16 protein-coding genes and 1 pseudogene are annotated in these 19,616 nt (G+C 56.8%); 7 read left to right on the plus strand and 10 right to left on the minus strand.

Features of this window, described 5'->3' with window-relative positions:
* The first annotated feature begins 1 nt into the window (after nucleotide 1).
* On the plus strand, nucleotides 2-1,996 hold the full coding sequence (gene tkt, locus AC22LX_RS08745) for a transketolase (RefSeq protein WP_047050995.1): 1,995 nt from the start codon (nucleotides 2-4) through the stop codon (nucleotides 1,994-1,996).
* Here the strand turns inward: tkt and AC22LX_RS08750 are convergent.
* The 3 genes and pseudogenes from AC22LX_RS08750 to aegA all read right to left on the minus strand — a co-directional run bounded on the left by AC22LX_RS08750 (nucleotide 1,986) and on the right by aegA (nucleotide 5,736).
* On the minus strand, nucleotides 1,986-3,032 hold the full coding sequence (locus AC22LX_RS08750; RefSeq protein ID WP_042892993.1) for a DUF1176 domain-containing protein: 1,047 nt from the start codon (nucleotides 3,030-3,032) through the stop codon (nucleotides 1,986-1,988). The two genes, tkt and AC22LX_RS08750, sit on opposite strands and share 11 nt — an antisense overlap.
* Before the next feature lie 77 nt (nucleotides 3,033-3,109).
* Nucleotides 3,110-3,707 (minus strand): annotated as a pseudogene (gene nudK / locus AC22LX_RS08755) (GDP-mannose pyrophosphatase NudK).
* Nucleotides 3,708-3,765: 58 nt separating this feature from the next.
* Entirely contained in the window at nucleotides 3,766-5,736 is a 1,971-nt protein-coding gene (aegA, locus tag AC22LX_RS08760; protein WP_487333917.1) for a formate-dependent uric acid utilization protein AegA, read from the minus strand.
* 383 nt (nucleotides 5,737-6,119) lie between these two features.
* Between aegA and acrD the strand changes: the two genes are divergently transcribed.
* On the plus strand, nucleotides 6,120-9,233 hold the full coding sequence (gene acrD / locus AC22LX_RS08765) for a multidrug efflux RND transporter permease AcrD (protein ID WP_045392642.1): 3,114 nt from the start codon (nucleotides 6,120-6,122) through the stop codon (nucleotides 9,231-9,233).
* Between the two features lie 84 nt (nucleotides 9,234-9,317).
* Here the strand turns inward: acrD and ypfM are convergent, their stop codons facing one another.
* Complete coding sequence (gene ypfM / locus AC22LX_RS08770; RefSeq protein WP_087867655.1) at nucleotides 9,318-9,377, minus strand: protein YpfM; 60 nt, start codon at nucleotides 9,375-9,377, stop codon at nucleotides 9,318-9,320.
* A gap of 355 nt (nucleotides 9,378-9,732) precedes the next feature.
* On the opposite strand from ypfM, the gene AC22LX_RS08775 reads away from it, so the two are divergent.
* From AC22LX_RS08775 to AC22LX_RS08785, 3 genes are read left to right on the plus strand one after another with little or no spacing between them, the layout of a single operon-like run.
* Nucleotides 9,733-10,089: an ArsC family reductase gene (locus AC22LX_RS08775; protein ID WP_015703145.1), complete on the plus strand. Its 357-nt coding sequence runs from the start codon at nucleotides 9,733-9,735 to the stop codon at nucleotides 10,087-10,089.
* 3 nt (nucleotides 10,090-10,092) lie between these two features.
* Complete coding sequence (gene dapE, locus AC22LX_RS08780) at nucleotides 10,093-11,220, plus strand: succinyl-diaminopimelate desuccinylase (RefSeq protein ID WP_020078199.1); 1,128 nt, start codon at nucleotides 10,093-10,095, stop codon at nucleotides 11,218-11,220.
* Between the two features lie 53 nt (nucleotides 11,221-11,273).
* A complete protein-coding gene (locus AC22LX_RS08785) occupies nucleotides 11,274-11,474 on the plus strand; it encodes a YpfN family protein (RefSeq protein WP_015365470.1) in 201 nt (66 codons plus the stop codon).
* Between the two features lie 309 nt (nucleotides 11,475-11,783).
* Here AC22LX_RS08785 and ypfH read toward each other — a convergent pair whose 3' ends face one another.
* From ypfH to dapA, 6 genes are all read right to left on the minus strand, one after another.
* On the minus strand, nucleotides 11,784-12,482 hold the full coding sequence (ypfH, locus tag AC22LX_RS08790; RefSeq protein WP_045379856.1) for an esterase: 699 nt from the start codon (nucleotides 12,480-12,482) through the stop codon (nucleotides 11,784-11,786).
* 107 nt (nucleotides 12,483-12,589) lie between these two features.
* On the minus strand, nucleotides 12,590-14,590 hold the full coding sequence (locus AC22LX_RS08795; RefSeq protein ID WP_487333918.1) for a tRNA(Met) cytidine acetyltransferase TmcA: 2,001 nt from the start codon (nucleotides 14,588-14,590) through the stop codon (nucleotides 12,590-12,592).
* A 9-nt stretch (nucleotides 14,591-14,599) separates the two neighbouring features.
* Nucleotides 14,600-15,475: a KPN_02809 family neutral zinc metallopeptidase gene (ypfJ, locus tag AC22LX_RS08800; protein WP_045392648.1), complete on the minus strand. Its 876-nt coding sequence runs from the start codon at nucleotides 15,473-15,475 to the stop codon at nucleotides 14,600-14,602.
* Between the two features lie 121 nt (nucleotides 15,476-15,596).
* Complete coding sequence (purC, locus tag AC22LX_RS08805) at nucleotides 15,597-16,310, minus strand: phosphoribosylaminoimidazolesuccinocarboxamide synthase (protein ID WP_045392651.1); 714 nt, start codon at nucleotides 16,308-16,310, stop codon at nucleotides 15,597-15,599.
* Between the two features lie 142 nt (nucleotides 16,311-16,452).
* Nucleotides 16,453-17,487 (minus strand): outer membrane protein assembly factor BamC, encoded by a 1,035-nt coding sequence (gene bamC, locus AC22LX_RS08810; RefSeq protein WP_045392654.1) that lies wholly within the window; start codon nucleotides 17,485-17,487, stop codon nucleotides 16,453-16,455.
* Between the two features lie 16 nt (nucleotides 17,488-17,503).
* Nucleotides 17,504-18,382 carry a 4-hydroxy-tetrahydrodipicolinate synthase gene (dapA, locus tag AC22LX_RS08815; RefSeq protein ID WP_015365464.1) on the minus strand — a complete coding sequence of 293 codons (879 nt, stop codon included), beginning with the start codon at nucleotides 18,380-18,382 and terminating at the stop codon, nucleotides 17,504-17,506.
* Nucleotides 18,383-18,535: 153 nt separating this feature from the next.
* On the opposite strand from dapA, the gene AC22LX_RS08820 reads away from it, so the two are divergent.
* Together AC22LX_RS08820 and bcp are read left to right on the plus strand one after the other, a co-directional pair.
* Nucleotides 18,536-19,105: a glycine cleavage system transcriptional repressor gene (locus AC22LX_RS08820; protein ID WP_015365463.1), complete on the plus strand. Its 570-nt coding sequence runs from the start codon at nucleotides 18,536-18,538 to the stop codon at nucleotides 19,103-19,105.
* 3 nt (nucleotides 19,106-19,108) lie between these two features.
* Nucleotides 19,109-19,579: a thioredoxin-dependent thiol peroxidase gene (gene bcp / locus AC22LX_RS08825; RefSeq protein WP_015365462.1), complete on the plus strand. Its 471-nt coding sequence runs from the start codon at nucleotides 19,109-19,111 to the stop codon at nucleotides 19,577-19,579.
* The last annotated feature ends 37 nt before the right edge of the window (nucleotides 19,580-19,616 follow it).

The raw sequence follows: 19,616 nt of genomic DNA on the forward strand, positions 1-19,616 counted from the left end.
TATGTCCCGAAGAGAGCTTGCTAACGCCATTCGCGCCCTGAGCATGGACGCCGTCCAGAAAGCCAACTCCGGCCACCCCGGCGCTCCGATGGGGATGGCGGATATTGCCGAAGTGCTGTGGAACGATTTTCTCAAGCACAACCCGACAAATCCGCACTGGTACGATCGCGATCGTTTCATTTTGTCTAACGGCCATGCTTCGATGCTGCTGTATAGCCTGCTGCATTTGACCGGCTACGATCTGCCGATGAATGAGCTGAAAAACTTCCGCCAGCTGCATTCGAAAACGCCGGGCCACCCGGAACATGGCTATACCCCCGGCGTGGAAACCACCACCGGGCCGCTCGGCCAGGGGCTGGCTAACGCCGTCGGGATGGCTATCGCCGAACGTACGCTGGCGGCGCAGTTTAACCGTCCCGGCCACGACATCGTCGATCACTACACCTGGGTGTTTATGGGCGATGGCTGTCTGATGGAGGGGATTTCACACGAGGCCAGTTCGCTGGCGGGCACCCTGGGATTAGGCAAGCTGATTGGGTTCTACGATCACAACGGTATCTCTATTGACGGCCACGTTGAAGGCTGGTTCACCGACGATACCGCCGAGCGCTTTCGCGCCTACCACTGGCACGTGATTGGCGATATCGACGGTCACGATCCGCAGGCGGTGAAGCAGGCAATCCAGCAAGCGCAGGCGGTAACAGACAAACCTTCGCTGATTATTTGCCGCACCATAATCGGTTTTGGTTCACCGAATAAAGCCGGTTCCGAAGAGTCGCACGGCGCGGCCTTGGGGGAAAAGGAGGTCGCGCTGGCCCGCGAACAGCTGGGCTGGAAATATCCGCCGTTTGAAATCCCGAAAGAAATTTATCAGGGCTGGGATGCGCGGCCGCGCGGCGAGAAAGCAGAACATGCGTGGAATGAAAAATTCGCTGCTTACCAGCAGCAGTATCCAGAACTGGCGGCTGAACTGAAACGCCGCATGGAAGGTGAGCTCCCGGCTGACTGGCAAAAAACGGCCCGCGATTATGTGGCGAAGCTACAGTCGGAACCGGCGAAAATAGCCAGCCGTAAGGCTTCGCAAAATGCGCTTAACGCCTACGGCCCGGATTTGCCTGAGCTGCTCGGCGGTTCCGCCGACCTGGCGCCCAGTAACCTGACGATCTGGTCCGGCTCGAAGTCGATCAAAGAGGATCAGGCGGGTAATTATATCCACTACGGCGTACGCGAATTCGGTATGACCGCGGTGGCTAACGGCATCGCCCTGCACGGCGGTTTTATTCCCTATACCTCGACCTTCCTGATGTTCGTCGAATACGCGCGTAACGCCGCACGCATGGCGGCGCTGATGAAGGCGCATCAGATTATGGTCTATACCCATGATTCAATCGGCCTTGGCGAAGATGGTCCAACGCACCAGGCGGTAGAGCAGCTGGCAAGCCTGCGCCTGACGCCCAATTTTAGTACCTGGCGGCCGTGCGATCAGGTGGAAACCGCCGTCGCCTGGCAGGCGGCCATCGAGCGCAATGACGGCCCTACCGCGTTAATCCTTTCGCGACAGAATCTGGCGCAAATGGCCCGTACGCCGGAACAGGTGCAGGAAATTGCGCGCGGCGGTTACGTTCTGAAGGATGCGGGCGGCAAGCCGGATCTCATCCTTATCGCCACCGGTTCGGAAGTCGAGATTACCGTTCAGGCGGCGGAGACGCTGCTGGCCAGCGGCGTAAACGTGCGGGTGGTGTCGCTGCCCTCCACCGACGTTTTCGATGCTCAGGATGAGGCCTGGCGCGAGTCGGTGCTGCCTTCCGATGTTAGCGCCCGCGTCGCTATCGAAGCCGGTATCGCCGACTACTGGTATAAATATGTCGGCCTGAAAGGCGCAATTGTTGGTATGACCCGCTACGGGGAATCGGCGCCCGCCGACAAGCTGTTCCCGTTCTTCGGCTTTACCGCTGAACATATTGTCGAAGTCAGCCGCAAAGTGCTTAACGGGTGATCCATAATGTGGGCCAGGCGTCTGGCCCCTGCCAGTTATCGCACTGCGGTTGCTGAGCGTAGCGGGTCAAATTAAACCGCTGGCCGTCATAGCGCCAGCGGGTTTGGATCCCGCAATCGCCCGGCGCGCGGCCTTTATCGAATGTCACCAGTTCATGACGCTGCTCATCGAAGCTGGCGTTAATCAGTTCTATATCTCGCGGCGCATTGCCGGGCGGCTGGAATGGCAGCGCCAGCCGCACCTGACGGGCAAGATGAGGCGTTTTGCGCGACACCAGCCACGCCAGCCAGACGGTGTTATACGCGCCCGCTTCACAACTGGTCATCAGCAGAACTTTCTCATCGGTTAGCGCGGTGACGCGGATTTCCCGGCGGAAAGGATCGAGCGAACAGGGGCTGGCGTTCATCCGCTCATTGCCGTAGTCGATCAGCTCATTAAGTTCGTCGCGGCTGAGCGGCGACTGCGCTACTTCCGCTTTACCCACGGTTCGCAACGCCGGTGCCGGCGGTACGCTGAGCGGCGGTTCTTCACCTTTGCCGACCCACGCGGTTTCGCTGCCGACCCGCTTTTGCCGATTATCAATAAATAGCAGCGCGGCCTTCAGGCCCTTCAATGAAATGCTTTGCAGACCGTTTTGCAGGGTAATCTCTTTCCCCTCCTGGGCCTGCTGCAGGAAAGCGTCGATACTGACGCTATCGCCGGTTTTAATCAGCTTATCGGCAATCTGCCAGTGTTTGCCGTCAAAATGCAGCGGTTTACCATCTAGCTGCAGCCGCGGGCCGATGGCCGCCAGCGCGGCGACCGGATTACCAACGCCGCCAAGTTCAATGCGCAAAGCGGCATCGGTGGCCGCTCCCGCGCTCCGGCTTAGGGTCATCACCAATCCATGATGCAGCCCGACATTACGCGTGACGCAATAATTTTGATTGTTGCAGGTGACAAGCCAATCTCCAAACAACTGCTGGGCTGGCGCCGCCCACGCCAACGACGTCGGCAGAAAACCGAAAAAAAGCAGTATTAAAACCCGATAAAGCATGAGCGGCACAATCCCGAAGTATGACTGACAGAGTGATTTCTAATTCATCATTATCATCAGCACTGGCGGGGTTTTGCTCAATCAGATTTATCAGAGATCCCGCGACATGAGGCCGGAATTTTGTAGGTATTGCAGCAGGATCACCGCTTTGCCATCCTGGATTTCACCGCTGGCGACCATTTCCAGCGCCCGGACGAACGGCAGTTCCAGCACCTCAATATCTTCATCATCTACGCCGCCGCCCCGGTTAGCGCGCTGCGCCTCGCTGTATTCGGCGATAAAAAAGTGAATCAGTTCGGTCACGCCGCCGGGCGACATATAGAGTTCGAAGACCTTGCGCGCCTCGCCGACCTGATAACCGGTCTCCTCGATCGCCTCCTTGCGGATGCATACCTCTGGCGCGTCGTTATCCAGCAGTCCGGCGCAGGTTTCAATCAGCATGCCATCCGGGTTGCCGTTAACCCAGGTGGCGACGCGGAACTGGCGCACCAGTACCACGCTTTGCTTGCCAGGGTTGTAAAGCAAAACCGTGGCGCCGTTGCCGCGATCGTACACTTCGCGTTTGTGACGCACGACGCTGCCGTCGCGGCGCGTCAACTCATAGGTCATGTTGCGCAGCACGAAGTAGTTTTCGGAGAGGATTTTATCTTTAATGACGTGGATATTAAGTGACATGCAAACTCCGCAGCGTGAAATAACCCGGCCATACTACGCCGCGGAGCCTGCTTTGTCGTTAGTGCGTCAGTGCGGAAGCGACGCCCAGGTAGTCCATGATCCCCTGCGCGGCATGCCGCCCTTCCGCCATCGCCGTCACCACCAAATCCGCGCCGCGCACCGCGTCGCCGCCGGCGAAGATCTTCTGATTACTGGTCTGGTAACGATAGCGGCTCTCCACGTTCGCCTTGATCCGCCCGCGGCTATCCAGCTGTACCCCCGCGGCTTCCAGCCACGGCATTGAATGCGGGTGGAAACCAAACGCCATAATGACCGCGTCGGCAGGCATCACAAATTCGCTGCCGGGGATCGGCGACGGGCTGCGGCGGCCCTGAGCGTCCGCTTCGCCAAGCTGGGTGCGCAGAAAACGCACGCCGCTGACCCGGCCATCCTCACCGAGCTCAAGGGTGATCGGCTGAACATTGAATTCAAAACTCGCCCCCTCTTCACGGGCATTTTTGACCTCTTTTTTCGACCCCGGCATATTGGCTTCATCACGACGATAGGCGCAGGTGACCTGTTGAGCGCCGTGGCGCAGCGCGGTACGCACGCAGTCCATCGCCGTATCGCCGCCCCCCAGCACGACCACCTTCAGCCCGGCGGTATCGATATAAGGTTCATCGGCCAGCGCCTCCAGCCCCATCACCTGTTTGGTGTTGGCAATAAGGAACGGTAGCGCCTCATACACGCCCGGCGCCTCCTCGTTAGGCAGATCGGCTTTCATTGAGCGATAGGTACCAGCGCCGACGAAAACCGCGTCATAGTCTGCAAGCAGTTGTGCGAGTTTGATGTCTTTACCCACCTCGCAGTTCAGCTCAAAGCGGATGCCCATCTGGCTGAAAATCTCGCGCCGACGGGCCAGCAATGATTTATCCAGCTTGAAAGGCGGGATGCCGAACGTCAGCAGGCCGCCGATTTCCGGGTGGCGATCGAACACCACCGGCGCCACGCCGCTACGCGCCAGAAGGTCGGCGCAGGCCAGGCCTGCAGGCCCGGCGCCGATAATCGCCACTCTCTTACCGCTGGCTTTTACCGCCGAAAGGTCCGGGCGCCAGCCGCCGGCCAGCGCCTGGTCGGAGATATAGCGTTCGATATTGCCGATCGTCACCGAGCCGCTCTCATCGCGCAGCGTGCAGGCCCCCTCGCACAGACGATCCTGCGGGCAGACACGACCGGTGATTTCTGGCAGGCAGTTGGTTTGATGGGAAAGCTCAACGGCGCTGGCGATGTCGCCGGCCTTTACCCGCTCGATCCACTGCGGAATATGGTTATGCAGCGGACAGGTCCACTCGCAGATGCTGCGATCGCCGCATTTCAGACAACGTTGCGTTTCCCGCTGCGCCTGCGCCGCGCTGAACGGCAAATAGATTTCGCCAAAGTGCTGTTTACGCGCATCAGCCGCCAGTTTATCCGCCTCGCCTCGGAGGGGCGTGGCCGCCATCTGGCTAGCCTTATCGTCGGCGGTTGACGCTAAAGCGGTCAAAGTCCGATGTTGCCAGGACGCCGCATCCGCACGCGCCGCCCGCAGCCGCCGCGCTTTCGCCATCTCGCTTAACGCGGAATCGTTCGCCATCTGTAACGCCTGCGCCGGACAATTCTGCACGCAGGCTGGCCCGGCTTCGCGACCATGGCATAAGTCGCATTTGTGCGCCGTCGCTCTGCCGTTTGGCGTGACGACGATTTGCATCACGCCAAAGGGACAGGCCACCACGCAGGATTTACAGCCGATACATTTTTCTTCCTGCACCAATACGCTGTCTTCCTGCCGGCTAATGGCGCCGTTAGGACAGCTACGCGCGCAGGGCGCGCCTTCACAGTGACGACAGGTTACCGCGTTACGCTGTTTCTGGTTTTTAATCACGGTAATGCGCGGCAAAAAGCGCTGTGGGGTCAAGACATGTTGTTCGCCATTATGCGCCATCACGCAGGCCACTTCGCAGCCCCTGCATCCGATGCATTTGCGACTATCGCTCATAATAAAGTGGTTCATACATCCTTCCGGCTTATCGCTAATAACCCCTCATTTAGTATGACTGTTTATTACCTGACATCATGACCGTGGGACAATGGTCGTTTGCCCAGAAATCGGCTTTTCTCACCAGAATCCGGTTTAGATCAAAAATATTGACCTGAATGAAATTTTGTTTCATTTAGCTGAGTAATAATAAGCGGCTTTGACGGAATGACAGAAAAGACGTGATAAGCGCATATAAATTCAGAGAGGAGCGGCAGACGTTTCTTTACGCTCTCATAAAAGACACATGATAAATTACACTATCTCCTTAATTTCTCCACGATTGCCTGCGGGGTTATCTATAAAGTATCACAGGCTGCGAAATAACAAAAAATGTACACAATGAGGTCCTGATTCCGATGGCGAATTTCTTTATCGATCGCCCCATCTTTGCCTGGGTTTTGGCTATTTTATTAGTCCTGACCGGCACGCTGGCAATTTTGTCGCTCCCCGTAGAACAATATCCGGATTTGGCGCCGCCTAACGTCCGAGTGACGGCCAATTATCCAGGCGCTTCGGCGCAAACGCTGGAGAATACCGTCACCCAGGTTATCGAACAGAATATGACCGGCCTTGATAACCTCATGTACATGTCATCGCAGAGTAGCGCCACCGGTCAGGCAACGGTTACCCTGAGCTTTACCGCCGGTACCGACCCGGATGAAGCCGTACAGCAGGTACAAAACCAGCTGCAATCGGCGATGCGTAAACTGCCGCAGGCGGTACAGAATCAGGGGGTCACGGTGCGCAAAACCGGCGACACCAACATTCTCACTCTCGCGTTTGTCTCTACCGACGGCAGCATGGATAAGCAGGATATTGCCGACTACGTCGCCAGTAACGTGCAGGATCCTCTAAGCCGCGTCAACGGCGTCGGCGATATCGACGCCTATGGTTCGCAGTACTCAATGCGTATCTGGCTCGATCCGGCGAAACTCAACAGCTATCAGATGACGGCGAAAGATGTAACTGACGCCATCGAATCGCAGAACGCGCAAATTGCCGTCGGCCAGTTGGGCGGTACGCCATCTGTTGATAACCAGGCGCTGAACGCCACCATCAACTCACAATCGCTGCTACAAACACCGCAGCAGTTCCGCGATATTACCCTGCGCGTTAATCAGGATGGTTCGGAAGTCACGCTGGGCGACGTCGCCAGCGTCGAAATGGGCGCAGAAAAATATGATTATCTGAGCCGCTATAATCGTCAGGCCGCTTCGGGGCTGGGGATTAAGCTCGCCTCGGGTGCCAACGAAATGGCCACCGCCGAGCGCGTTATCGCCCGTCTTAATGAACTGTCGCAATATTTCCCGCACGGACTGCAGTATAAAGTCGCCTACGAGACCACCTCTTTTGTAAAAGCCTCGATTACCGATGTGGTGAAAACGCTGCTGGAGGCGATTCTGCTGGTGTTCCTGGTCATGTATTTGTTCTTGCAGAACTTCCGCGCGACCCTGATCCCGACCATCGCCGTGCCGGTGGTATTGATGGGCACCTTCGCCGTGCTCTACGCCTGCGGCTACAGTATTAACACCCTGACGATGTTCGCGACGGTGCTGGCTATCGGCCTGCTGGTCGATGACGCCATCGTCGTCGTCGAAAACGTCGAGCGCATTATGAGCGAAGAAGGTCTTTCGCCGCGCGAAGCGACGCGAAAATCGATGAAGCAGATCCAGGGGGCGCTGGTCGGTATCGCCATGGTCCTTTCGGCGGTATTCGTCCCTATGGCCTTCTTCGGCGGCACCACCGGCGCCATTTACCGCCAGTTCTCCATCACCATCGTTTCAGCAATGGTGCTGTCGGTGCTGGTGGCGATGATCCTCACCCCGGCGCTCTGCGCCACGCTGTTAAAACCGATTCACAAAGGCGAGGAGCATGGTCAAAAAGGGTTCTTCGGCTGGTTTAACCGCACCTTCAACCGCAGCGCCAGCCGCTATGAAACTTTCGTGGGCAAAATTCTCCATCGCTCGCTGCGCTGGATTTTGATTTACGTCCTGCTGCTCGGCGGCATGGTGCTGCTGTTCCTGCATCTGCCGACTTCGTTCCTGCCGCTGGAAGACCGCGGTATGTTCACCACCTCGATACAGCTCCCGAGCGGCTCCACCCAACAGCAGACGCTGAAAGTGGTGCAAAAAGCGGAAGATTATTTCCTCAATAACGAGAAGAGTAACGTCGAGTCGGTGTTTGCTACCGTCGGCTCCGGCCCCGGCGGCAACGGCCAGAACGTCGCACGTATGTTTGTCCGCCTGAAAGACTGGGACCAGCGCGACCCAAAAACCGGCTCCTCGTTCGCTATCATTGAGCGTGCGACCAAAGCCTTCAATAGAATTAAAGAAGCGCGCGTGTTTGCCAGCAGCCCACCGGCCATCAGCGGCCTTGGCAGCTCCGCGGGCTTCGATATGGAGCTGGAAGATCACGCCGGCAACGGCCACGAGGCGCTGATGTCGGCGCGCGACAAACTGCTGGAGCTGGCGGCGAACAACGACCAGCTCACCCGCGTACGCCACAACGGCCTGGACGACAGTCCGCAGCTACAGGTTGATATCGACCAGCGTAAAGCCCAGGCGCTGGGGGTCTCCATTGATGATATTAACGATACGCTGCAGACCGCCTGGGGTTCGAGCTACGTGAACGACTTTATGGATCGCGGACGCGTGAAGAAGGTCTACGTCCAGGCGGCGGCGAAATATCGCATGCTGCCGGACGATATCAATTTGTGGTATGTGCGTAACAGTAGCGGCACCATGGTACCGTTCTCCGCCTTCGCCACCTCGCGTTGGGAAACGGGTTCGCCGCGCCTCGAACGTTACAATGGCTACTCAGCGGTCGAGATCGTTGGCGAAGCTGCGCCTGGCGTCAGCACCGGAACCGCCATGACCATTATGGAAGAGTTAGCCAAACAACTCCCGAACGGTTTCGGCCTGGAATGGACGGCGATGTCCTATCAGGAGCGTTTGTCTGGCGCTCAGGCGCCTGCCCTGTATGCCATTTCTCTGCTGGTGGTCTTCCTGTGTCTGGCGGCGCTATATGAAAGCTGGTCGGTACCGTTCTCGGTGATGCTGGTGGTGCCGCTGGGGGTTATCGGCGCGCTGCTGGCGACCTGGATGCGCGGCCTGGAAAACGATGTCTACTTCCAGGTAGGTCTGTTGACGGTCATCGGCCTGTCGGCCAAGAACGCCATCCTGATTGTTGAGTTCGCCAACGAGCTGAACCAGAAAGGCGAAGATCTGCTGACCGCCACCCTATCGGCCTGCCGCCAGCGTCTACGCCCGATACTGATGACCTCACTGGCGTTTATCTTTGGCGTGCTACCAATGGCCACCAGTACCGGCGCGGGCTCCGGCAGCCAGCACGCTGTTGGTACCGGCGTCATGGGCGGCATGATCTCCGCCACCGTGCTGGCCATCTTCTTTGTACCGCTGTTCTTCGTGTTGGTACGCCGCCGCTTCCCGCTGAAAGAGAGGCCGGAATAAACCGTCAAATAACAGAAAAGGCGACTGTCACAGTCGCCTTTTTCATGGGTCAAACATTGTCTTCAGTACCGACAAAGCCAGATTTTATTTACGCAGCATATCTTCGATAAAATCTTTCCAGTTCCCCAGTTCATGTTCAATCATAATAGCCTCTCTTATTATTATGGCGATTTTAGATAAATTCCCCGCTCAGGAGAAGTTCGTCCGACCTATCGCTCTAATCGCTTTTCTTGTCACCGCAAGCCTTGAATACTCTGGCTTGCGGCTACCATAAGCCGGTTCATGTAAATTTAATGTGACATAGAGCAACATTACGCAACATTTTGTTAATATCAGAATTCCTGTAATTCATTATCTTAGTCTGTCGCGAAAAAGAACAAATTTTAATCAGACAAGGCTGAAAAGTTATATTTATCCAGCCGATTCACGTATTATTTAACAAAGCTTATATATTCGGAAAAAACTGAGAAACATATTCTTTTAACGTGAAGGTTTAATTATGTTGACCATGTATGGCATCAAAAACTGCGACACCATTAAAAAGGCCCGCCGCTGGCTGGAAGCCCATCAGATAGACTATCGCTTCCATGATTATCGTGTTGACGGACTGGACCGCGAATTGCTGAATACCTTTATTGCCGAATTAGGCTGGGAAGCGCTGCTTAACACCCGCGGCACCACCTGGCGCAAACTCGATGAATCGGTCCGCACTGGGATCGATAATGCCGATGCGGCGGCGGCGTTGATGCTGGAAATGCCGGCAATTATCAAACGCCCATTGCTCTGCGCGCCCGGTCAGCCTATGCTGCTGGGCTTTAGCGAAGCAAACTACGAAAAATTTATTAACGAGGTGTAGTCTATGTCTTGCCCGGTCATTGAGCTGGCTCAGCAGCTTATTCGCCGCCCTTCCCTTAGCCCCAATGATGCGGGATGCCAGGCGTTAATGATTGAACGCCTGCGGGCGATCGGCTTTACCGTTGAAGCGATGGACTTCGGCGATACGCAAAATTTCTGGGCCTGGCGCGGACAGGGTGAAACGCTGGCCTTTGCCGGCCATACCGATGTGGTGCCGGCCGGCGACGCCGACCGCTGGATCAACCCGCCGTTTGAACCAACTATTCGCGATGGCATGCTGTTTGGCCGCGGCGCGGCGGATATGAAAGGATCGCTGGCGGCAATGGTTGTCGCCGCCGAGCGCTTTGTCGCGCAGTATCCGGATCATAAAGGACGCCTGGCGTTTCTCATCACCTCTGATGAAGAAGCCAGCGCCACCCATGGCACGGTAAAAGTGGTCGAAACGCTGATGGCGCGTAACGAGCGCCTTGATTACTGCCTGGTCGGCGAACCTTCAAGTACCGAAGTGGTCGGCGATGTCGTGAAAAACGGCCGCCGCGGTTCACTCACCTGTAACCTGACGATTCATGGTGTCCAGGGCCACGTCGCTTATCCGCACCTCGCCGATAACCCGGTGCACCGCGCCGCGCCGATGCTGGCGGAGCTGGTGGCTATCGAATGGGATAAAGGCAACGAATACTTCCCGCCGACCAGCATGCAAATCGCCAACGTGCAGGCTGGCACCGGCAGTAACAACGTCATCCCTGGCGATATGTTCGTTCAGTTCAACTTCCGTTTCAGCACCGAGCTGACCGATGAGATGATCAAAGCACGCATCATCGCGCTGTTGGAAAAATATCAGCTGCGCTATACCGTCGAATGGTGGCTTTCCGGCCAGCCGTTCCTGACCGGTCGCGGCAATCTTGTCGATGCGGTCGTGAACGCCATTGAGCACTATAATGAAGTAAAACCGCAGTTGCTAACCACCGGCGGTACCTCTGACGGACGCTTTATCGCCCGCATGGGCGCGCAGGTGGTGGAACTGGGCCCGGTGAACGCGACCATTCACAAAATTAATGAATGCGTCAATGCCGCCGACCTGCAGCTGCTGGCGCGGATGTATCAACGCATCATGGAACAACTGGTCGCCTGACGACAATAACGATTACCCTGCAGCGCCGCTGCGGGGTAAAAAGAGGACACAGCATGGAATGGCTTATCAACCACTGGTGGATTCTGGTGTTGGTATTTTTAGTCGGCGTGATGATCAACGTGATTAAAGATCTTAATCGCGTCGACCCGAAAAAATATCTCGACAACAAACCGGATCTGCCGCCGCATCGCGACTTCAATAGCAAGTGGGATGACGACGACGACTGGCCGAACAAAGACCAGCCGAAGAAGTAAATCTGCGTTCCCCGTCATCACGCGGGCTGGATGCATTCCCGGGTAGCGGCTGACGCCTTACCCGGGCTACGGCCCGTACCATTGCGAGCTGAAGTTCTCAATTTTACCTCTGTACCCGTGGCTACTGAAACTGCTGGTGTTGGTGGCCTCAAAATTCCCCGGTGGCGCTGCCGCTTACCGGGGCTACAGCGCTGTGCGATTTGGTAGCCCGGAGAAGACGCAACGCGCCGCGTCCGGGAAAACCCTTAAAAAAGTTGTAAACCGATAACAGTATCTACCTATACCAGCCGACGTTGTGCCGCGGGGCCATTACAGCATTTCGATTATATCGTCATCTTTCGGCGTACCGCCGCTCAACGCTTCATCAAAATAGTGCTTCGGTACGGTGTAACGCAGCCGATCGAGGGCAAACTGCATGCTCCGGTCATCAATGGCATGTCCGAGATCTTCAACGATATCCAGCGTGACATCTCCACCCAGCTCCTGCAGCCGCTCCTGCGCGGAGACCGCCCACGCCAGATCGATCACCCGATCCTCGCCGCCGTGGATCAGATGCACGGTGGTTTGCGTGGTCGCCGTTTGCGGCAGCGTCGCGTAACGGCCGTTAAAGGCAATTACCCGCGACGCCAGTCCTGGCTCGGCTTTAATACTCTCGAGGGACATAATCGCCCCCTGCGAAAAACCGATCAGCGCCGTCGCCTGCGCACCCAAACCGCTCTGTTTTTGCCAGTAGCGTACCGTTTCAATAAAGGTCGGCATAATGGCATCAATGCGCTGCTGACGATTCTCTTCCGTCACGCCTTGTACCGAAAACCACTGGCGCGCCGGCGCCGGACCGCAGGGTTCCGCGCCACCGATACTGACAATGAGCGCGTTGGGAAACAGCGGCGCAAACCAGCTACCTATTTGCCCCATCGAAACCGGATTATCGCCCACGCCATGAAACAGCAGCAGCAACTGTTGCGCAGGCGTCGCCGGGCTCTGAACAATAAAGTGATCGTGTTTCATGGTTATCTCCTGATGTCTCAGATAAACAGGAATCGGGCTCCTGATTGATGCAAGGCAGTTTACGCCGCGCAGAGAATATGACCATGCCATTTAACTGAATGAGTTAGTTAAAAAAATTGCAGCTTCCTGACCCACTCTTCCAGCCGCTGCGCGCGGGCAGGATCGAGTCCCGCCATGGCCGCAGCCGCCTCTTCCCGCAGTCGCGCCAGTAGCGCCTTGCGACCGGATAAACCGAGGTCCACGCATAGCGCTGCTTCATCCTGCTGCGCTAAGCGCGCGCGTAGCGCCACTAACGGCAACGGCGTCGCCTGCAGAAGCCGGTTCAGACTCCCGACCGCCGTCAACAGCGGACGATGCGCAAAGGCAAAACCGGCGACCTCCAGCCAGTCCTCCTCATTAAGCATAGCTGTTTCATCCATCGTCACCGGGGCGCGTTCATCACGCCACTGACTCAGCCAGCGTTCATCCCGCGCCAGCCGTTGATGTTCGCGCCAGGCCAGTTGCCGCCCCTCTTCGCTGAGCGGATAGAGCGCCATCGCCGTATAGCAGCCGCTGCTCGCCTCGCGATGCGTGCCCATGCGCACCAGCAGAAACCCGCAGCGCTGCCAGAAGCGCCATAGTTCAGGGGTAAAACCAAAGCTGACGGAGAGATAGTCACAGCCGTGCGTCTGCTTGACGGCATGGGCGATTAAACGCTGCCCCAACCCTTCGCGCTGGCGCGCTGGATGGACTGCAATACGACTGACGCGCCTGCCGGTCAGCGTCGCCGCCAGCGGGCTACCGCCGTGCGCGGCCAATGATTGGGCGACAAGATTGCCGCGCGGGCGGCGATATCCGGCCCAGACGGCGCGGCTAAGCTCAGGTTCGAGACCGCCCTCTTCCACCAGCCACACCGCGCCAGCGACGCCATCCGCGCAGCGAGCCACGGTGAAGTGCTGGCCTGGCGCATCCATCATCCTGCGCAAATCCAGCGGCGAAGTGCGGTAATGCGCGCCGGAAAGCAGTTGATAAGCCTCTGATGGGCGCGTGGGCTGTTCGCGCCAGGCATCCTGGCTTAACGTCTCCAGCTGCGGTTCCCCATGCGGCGCCAGCAGAAACGCCTCATCGTTAAATAACAATAACCGGTCGATAACCGACTCCAGCGGGCAACCCGGCGCCCAGCGAATCGGCGACGACAGGTTATACCGCCGTAGCGTTGGGAAACCGGCGCAGAACTTCAATAAGAAGCCGCGACCGGTACCCTCATAGCCCTGAACCGTCGTCGTTAACAGCGTATGGGGAAAACGCGCCGTCAGCTGGCGCAGCGTCGGTGCCGGGATAGCGGCGGCCTCATCGACCACCAGCCAGTCGGCTTTCGCATCGCTTGCCAGCAGCGCATCGGGCGCCATAAAGCATATCTTTTGTCCCGCAAAAGCGGCGATGACTTCCGTCGCGTCGCGCGTCGGCGCGGTGACGATGGCGGAGCCGGTGAGCTGATGAATCAACATTCCCGCCAGCGCGGATTTGCCGCGCCCGCGCCCGGCGGTAACGGCGGCAATTTCCGGGGGCGATGACAGTAGCGAAGTGAGAATGGCGGCCTGTTCGGCCTGCGGGTAGCCATCGGCAGCGTGCCAGTCTCTGCGCGGAGCGGCCTCCGGCAACCGTAAGCCGTAGCCCTGTCGCCACAGTGCGACCTCAGGATCCGCGGTGAAGAGCTGGAGACAACGGTGGACAAAGTTAGGGGTGGCGATTAGTTCAGACGTATCGCTCCAGCGCAGCGAATCGCCATCCGCCTGCTCAGGCCAGCGGGCAAAATCCGGCGCCAGCAGCACTAACAAGCTGCCGGCGCGCAGCGTGCCGGCAAGCGCGGCAAAAGCCGCCACGTCAAAACCGTGGCGAGCGTCGAAAAAGGCATGCTGAAATTCGCGCCCGAGCAGCGTTTTCAGCGCGCCCGGCGCCGCGCAGGGTGCCAACTGTGACGACGGGCCGACCCACAGTCCGTCGCCCTCCAGCCGCGCTCGCAAATCCAGGGCTTGCGTCAGGCACCAGCACTCGTCACCGCTGAGCACCAGCAGGCGACGAATGCCCTCGCGCGCCATCCGCGCGGTCAGGTCAAGCAGTGCTTTCATCGGCGAACGTTAGCGAAGCGCGCTGCCGAAGGTATTACACTGCGCAGGATCCCCGCTATCAAAACCGCGTTTGAACCAGGTATAGCGCTGCTGGGAAGTCCCATGGGTGAAGCTGTCCGGCACTACGCGGCCCTGGCTTTGTTCCTGCAGACGATCGTCGCCGATGGCCTCAGCGGCATTGAGTGCTTCCTGCAGATCGCCGGTTTCCATCACATCCTGCTTCTGCATGTTATTGCCCCAGACGCCCGCAAAGCAGTCTGCCTGCAGCTCCATTTTCACCGACAGGCGGTTCACTTCGGTCTGCGAAGCCTGCTGCTGCATCTGACGGACCTTAGGTTCGATGCCGAGCAGTTTCTGCACATGATGGCCGACTTCGTGCGCAATCACGTAGCCTTGCGCAAAGTCGCCGTCAGCGCCGAGTTTGTTTTTCATCTCGTCATAGAATGACAGGTCGATATAGACCGTGCTGTCCGCCGGGCAGTAGAACGGCCCCATCACCGATTGGCCGGTACCGCAACCGGTACGGGTCGCGCCGCGATACATCACCAGCTTCGGCTGAACGTATTGCCGCCCCATCTTTTCGAAAATAGGCCCCCAGGTGTCTTCGGTGGTTGCCAGAATAACGGAGGTGAACTTCGCCGCTTCGTCATCCTTCGGGCTGATGGAACGCTGGGTAGAAGTCTGCTGCTGCGGCATCGGTTCGCCGGTCAGCATGCCGGTTAAATCCACGCCATAATAACCCGCCACCAGAACGATAATCAGCAGGACGATGCCGCCTTTACCGCTTGGAATGCGGAAACCGCCACCACCGCCGCCCAGCGGCGAACCTGAATCACTACGTCTGTCTTCCACATTGTCGCTTTCACGACGCCCTTGCCAGCGCATAAGCACCTCTATTCCATCATGTTACGAATATGAGAGATCGTAGGCGGTTCAGCGGAGGATTACCACAGGAAACAACGAATAAGAGCGCCGGAAGAGACGATTTCTTCCGGCGCGGAGGAGATTAGTCGAGCTTGACGCCCAGACGGTGGGCCACTTCTTCGTAAGCTTCGATCAGGCCGCCGAGACTCTGGCGGAAGCGATCTTTGTCCATTTTATCGAGGGTGTTTTTATCCCACAGACGGCTACCGTCCGGAGAAAATTCATCGCCAAGCACCACTTCGCCTTTGAACAGGCCGAACTCCAGCTTGAAGTCGACCAGAATCAGACCGGCATCATCAAACAGCTTGCTGAGTACGTCATTCGCTTTGTAGCTGAGCTCTTTCATGCGCGCCAGGTTTTCTTTATTCACCCAGCCGAACGTCTCGCAGTAGGATTCGTTGACCATCGGGTCGTGCATGGCGTCGTTTTTCAGGAACAGATCGAACAACGGCGGAGTCAGTTCGATACCTTCTTCAATACCCAGGCGTTTCACCAGCGAGCCCGCCGCGCGGTTACGAATCACGCATTCAACCGGCACCATATCCAGCCTCTTCACCAGGCATTCAGTATCGGAAAGCAGCGCTTCCATTTGGGTCGGGATACCGGCTTCTTCCAGCTTGCTCATAATGAAATGGTTGAATTTGTTATTCACCATACCTTTACGATCGAACTGCTCGATGCGGGCGCCATCCCCTGCTGACGTATCGTTACGGAATTCAAGTACCAGCAGATCCGGGTTTTCGGTGCTGTATACCGTTTTCGCTTTGCCACGATACAACTCAGCTTGCTTTTTCATCTTTCACCACTCCAGTGATATTAAGCCAAAAAATTACGTTTCCGCCCGTAGGCAAAATCAGGCAATTTACCGGACTTTGCGGCCACGCACACGTTTGCGTCACTATACATGAAAAAGGGCCGGATTGCTCCAGCCCTTTTTATTACTTGTTAAATGCGGCCTGGAATACGGCTACCAGGGCGTCATTTTGCGACTGCGTCAGAGTGTGGCCTTTCGGGTCGATAAACTGCAGGCTACTGCGGTTATCGAGATCGCCGACCTGCAGTTTATAGTCGCCAGAGACCAGCTGTGGGTCACTGGCGCCCAGTTCCTGCCAGCTGCTGTCAGACAGCGGCTTGTAAGTTACCGCCATGCTGCCCTGGGAGCGAGTGCTGTCGGTCACCTTCATGCCCACTTTTTCAAGCGTGGCCGGCAGTTTCTGCCATACCATGTTGAATGGCGCGCGCACCACCAGCATCGGCAAGCCGGTGTCATCCGCCGCGCTCTGCACGTCGAAGGTCGCGCCAGCGCTTCTCTGCGCCGCGTTCTGCGCATTGGTGGCGTTAGAATCAAGACCGGAAGAGATAACGTTCAGCATCGAGGTGCTGTAGCGCTGCAGAGAAGCTGGGTCAGACACGGGCTTGCCCGCCTGCTCCAGGTTCACCAACTTCACTACCACCGCCTGCTGATAGCCCTGCGGCTTAACGGAGATTTGATAACGGCCACGATACTGCTGGTCTTCATCAAGGCGGTTCCACTCTACCCAATCGGTATTCAGCGTCTGGCCTGCATCGTCACGCTTGGTGATGGTGTAGTTTTTCGCCTGGATGATGCTGACAACCTGCGCCCATAAAGAACCGCTGCGGCTATTTTCAACCATCAAGGTGGAGGTGTCGCCGTTAAACTGGGTACGCGCGCCGCTGACCAGAGCTAACGCCTGAGCCGGTGGACGAATGTCCAGCGCTTTGCCTACCGCGCCGGTGCTGGAAGCAACCGGAATGTTGTAGTCGCCAGTCTGCAGCGGCAGGATCATCCCCGCCGGGGCGTGAAGTTCACTGAGCGGCGCGGCATCTAAATAAGCCTCGTCGCCGCTAACCTGACGCTTATAGCGCGAGTCAGAACTACAGGCCGCGAGGAGTAAAACCAGCGAAACACCCGCAACCTTCGCCAGGCGCGACTTCTGTACTGAGTAAGCCATCAAATCTCCCTAAACTCTACAGCAAACCGGCATGCTTCAGCGCTGCGGTAACCGCTTTCGTACCCGCTTCGGTAATCGGCGTCATCGGCAGGCGCAGCGTGTCGGTCGCTACAAGTCCCAACGCCTTACAAGCCCATTTGACTGGGATCGGGTTGGGTTCGACAAATAATTTTGTATGCAGCGGCATCAGACGCTGGTTAATCGCGCGAGCTTCCGCGAATTGCCCCGCCATCGCCAGTCGGCACATGTCCGCCATTTCACGCGCAGCAACGTTCGCCGTGACGGAAATGACGCCGACGCCGCCGAGCTGGATAAAGTCCATGCCGGTCGCGTCATCGCCGCTCAGCAGAATAAAGTCATCTGAAACCAGCTCTTTGATCTGGTGAACACGACTTAAGTTCCCTGTTGCTTCCTTAATACCGACAATATTTTTAATTTCCGCCAGGCGACCGACGGTTTCCGGCAGCATATCGCAACCGGTACGGGACGGCACATTATACAGAATTTGCGGCAGGTCAGTATGTTCAGCGATAGCTTTAAAGTGTTGGAACAGGCCTTCCTGGGTCGGACGGTTATAATAAGGAGTGACCGTCAGGCAGCCGACAACGCCGCTATCGTTAAAACGCTTGGTCAGGCTAATCGCCTCTGCGGTTGCATTTGCACCGGTACCTGCAATGACCGGAATGCGGCCATCGGCCAGCTCGAGGGTCATCATTACGACGTCGCCATGCTCTTCATGGCTTAACGTGGCGGATTCGCCGGTAGTCCCTACAGAAACAATCGCCGAGGTTCCGTTGGCGACATGGTAATCAATCAGTTTTTTCAGGCTTGACCGGCAGACATTACCGTTATCATCCATCGGCGTGACAAGCGCTACAATACTTCCCGTGAACATGGGCCATCCTCAGAGCAGAAGTGGGACAAGATTCTCAATGTTACGTTTGGTGCCGCAATAAAAGCAAGAGACCCAACGCCATCTGGGATGTTGTACGCCGGTTTTTTTTATGCTTTCCTAATGTTACCTCACCTTTTTAAAGGAAGAACAGGTTTGACAGCCTCATTACAACACTATCTGGTGATTACCGCTCTGGGCGCAGACCGCCCCGGCATCGTAAACACAATCACTCGCCACGTCAGCAGCTGCGGCTGCAACATTGAAGACAGCCGGTTGGCCATGCTCGGCGACGAGTTCACGTTTATAATGCTGCTTTCCGGCTCGTGGAACGCGATTAACCTGATCGAATCAACGCTGCCGTTAAAAGGAGCCGAGCTGGATTTGCTGATCGTAATGAAGCGCACCTCCGCCCGGCCGCCGCAGGCGATGCCGAATACGGTTTGGATCCAGGTAGAGGTGCCGGACTCGCCGCATATTATTGAGCGCTTTACCGCGCTGTGCGACACGTGGAATATGAATATCGCCGAACTCGTCTCCCGAACTCAACCGGGAGAAGATAAAGACGCCGCTCAGCTATTTATTCAAATCACCGCGCACAGTCCTGCCTCGCAAAACACGACAAATATCGAGCAAGCGTTCAAAGCACTATGTACAGAACTGAGCGCACAAGGCAGTATTAACATCGTTAATTATTCACAGCATGATGAACAGGATGGAGTTTAACCAATGACCCCACTGAAAGCCGGTGATATCGCACCGAAATTTAGCTTACCGGACCAGGACGGCGAGGAAGTAAATTTAACCGACTTCCAGGGACAGCGTGTTCTGGTTTATTTTTACCCGAAAGCCATGACCCCAGGCTGCACCGTACAAGCGTGCGGTTTACGCGATAATATGGACGACCTGAAAAAAGCGGGCGTCGAAGTACTGGGTATCAGCACTGATAAACCAGAAAAGCTGTCTCGTTTTGCCGAAAAAGAGCTGCTGAACTTTACGCTGCTGTCTGATGAAGATCATCAGGTCTGCGAACAGTTCGGCGTCTGGGGCGAAAAATCATTTATGGGGAAAACCTACGACGGCATTCACCGTATTAGCTTCCTCATTGATGCTGACGGCAAGATTGAACATGTGTTTGATAACTTCAAAACCAGCAATCACCACGATGTCGTGCTGAACTGGCTGAAAGAAAACGCATAACCTCTAAATGAAAAACGCCGGGGGATAAAAAATCGCC

Source organism: Klebsiella sp. PK01, from assembly GCF_057624675.1.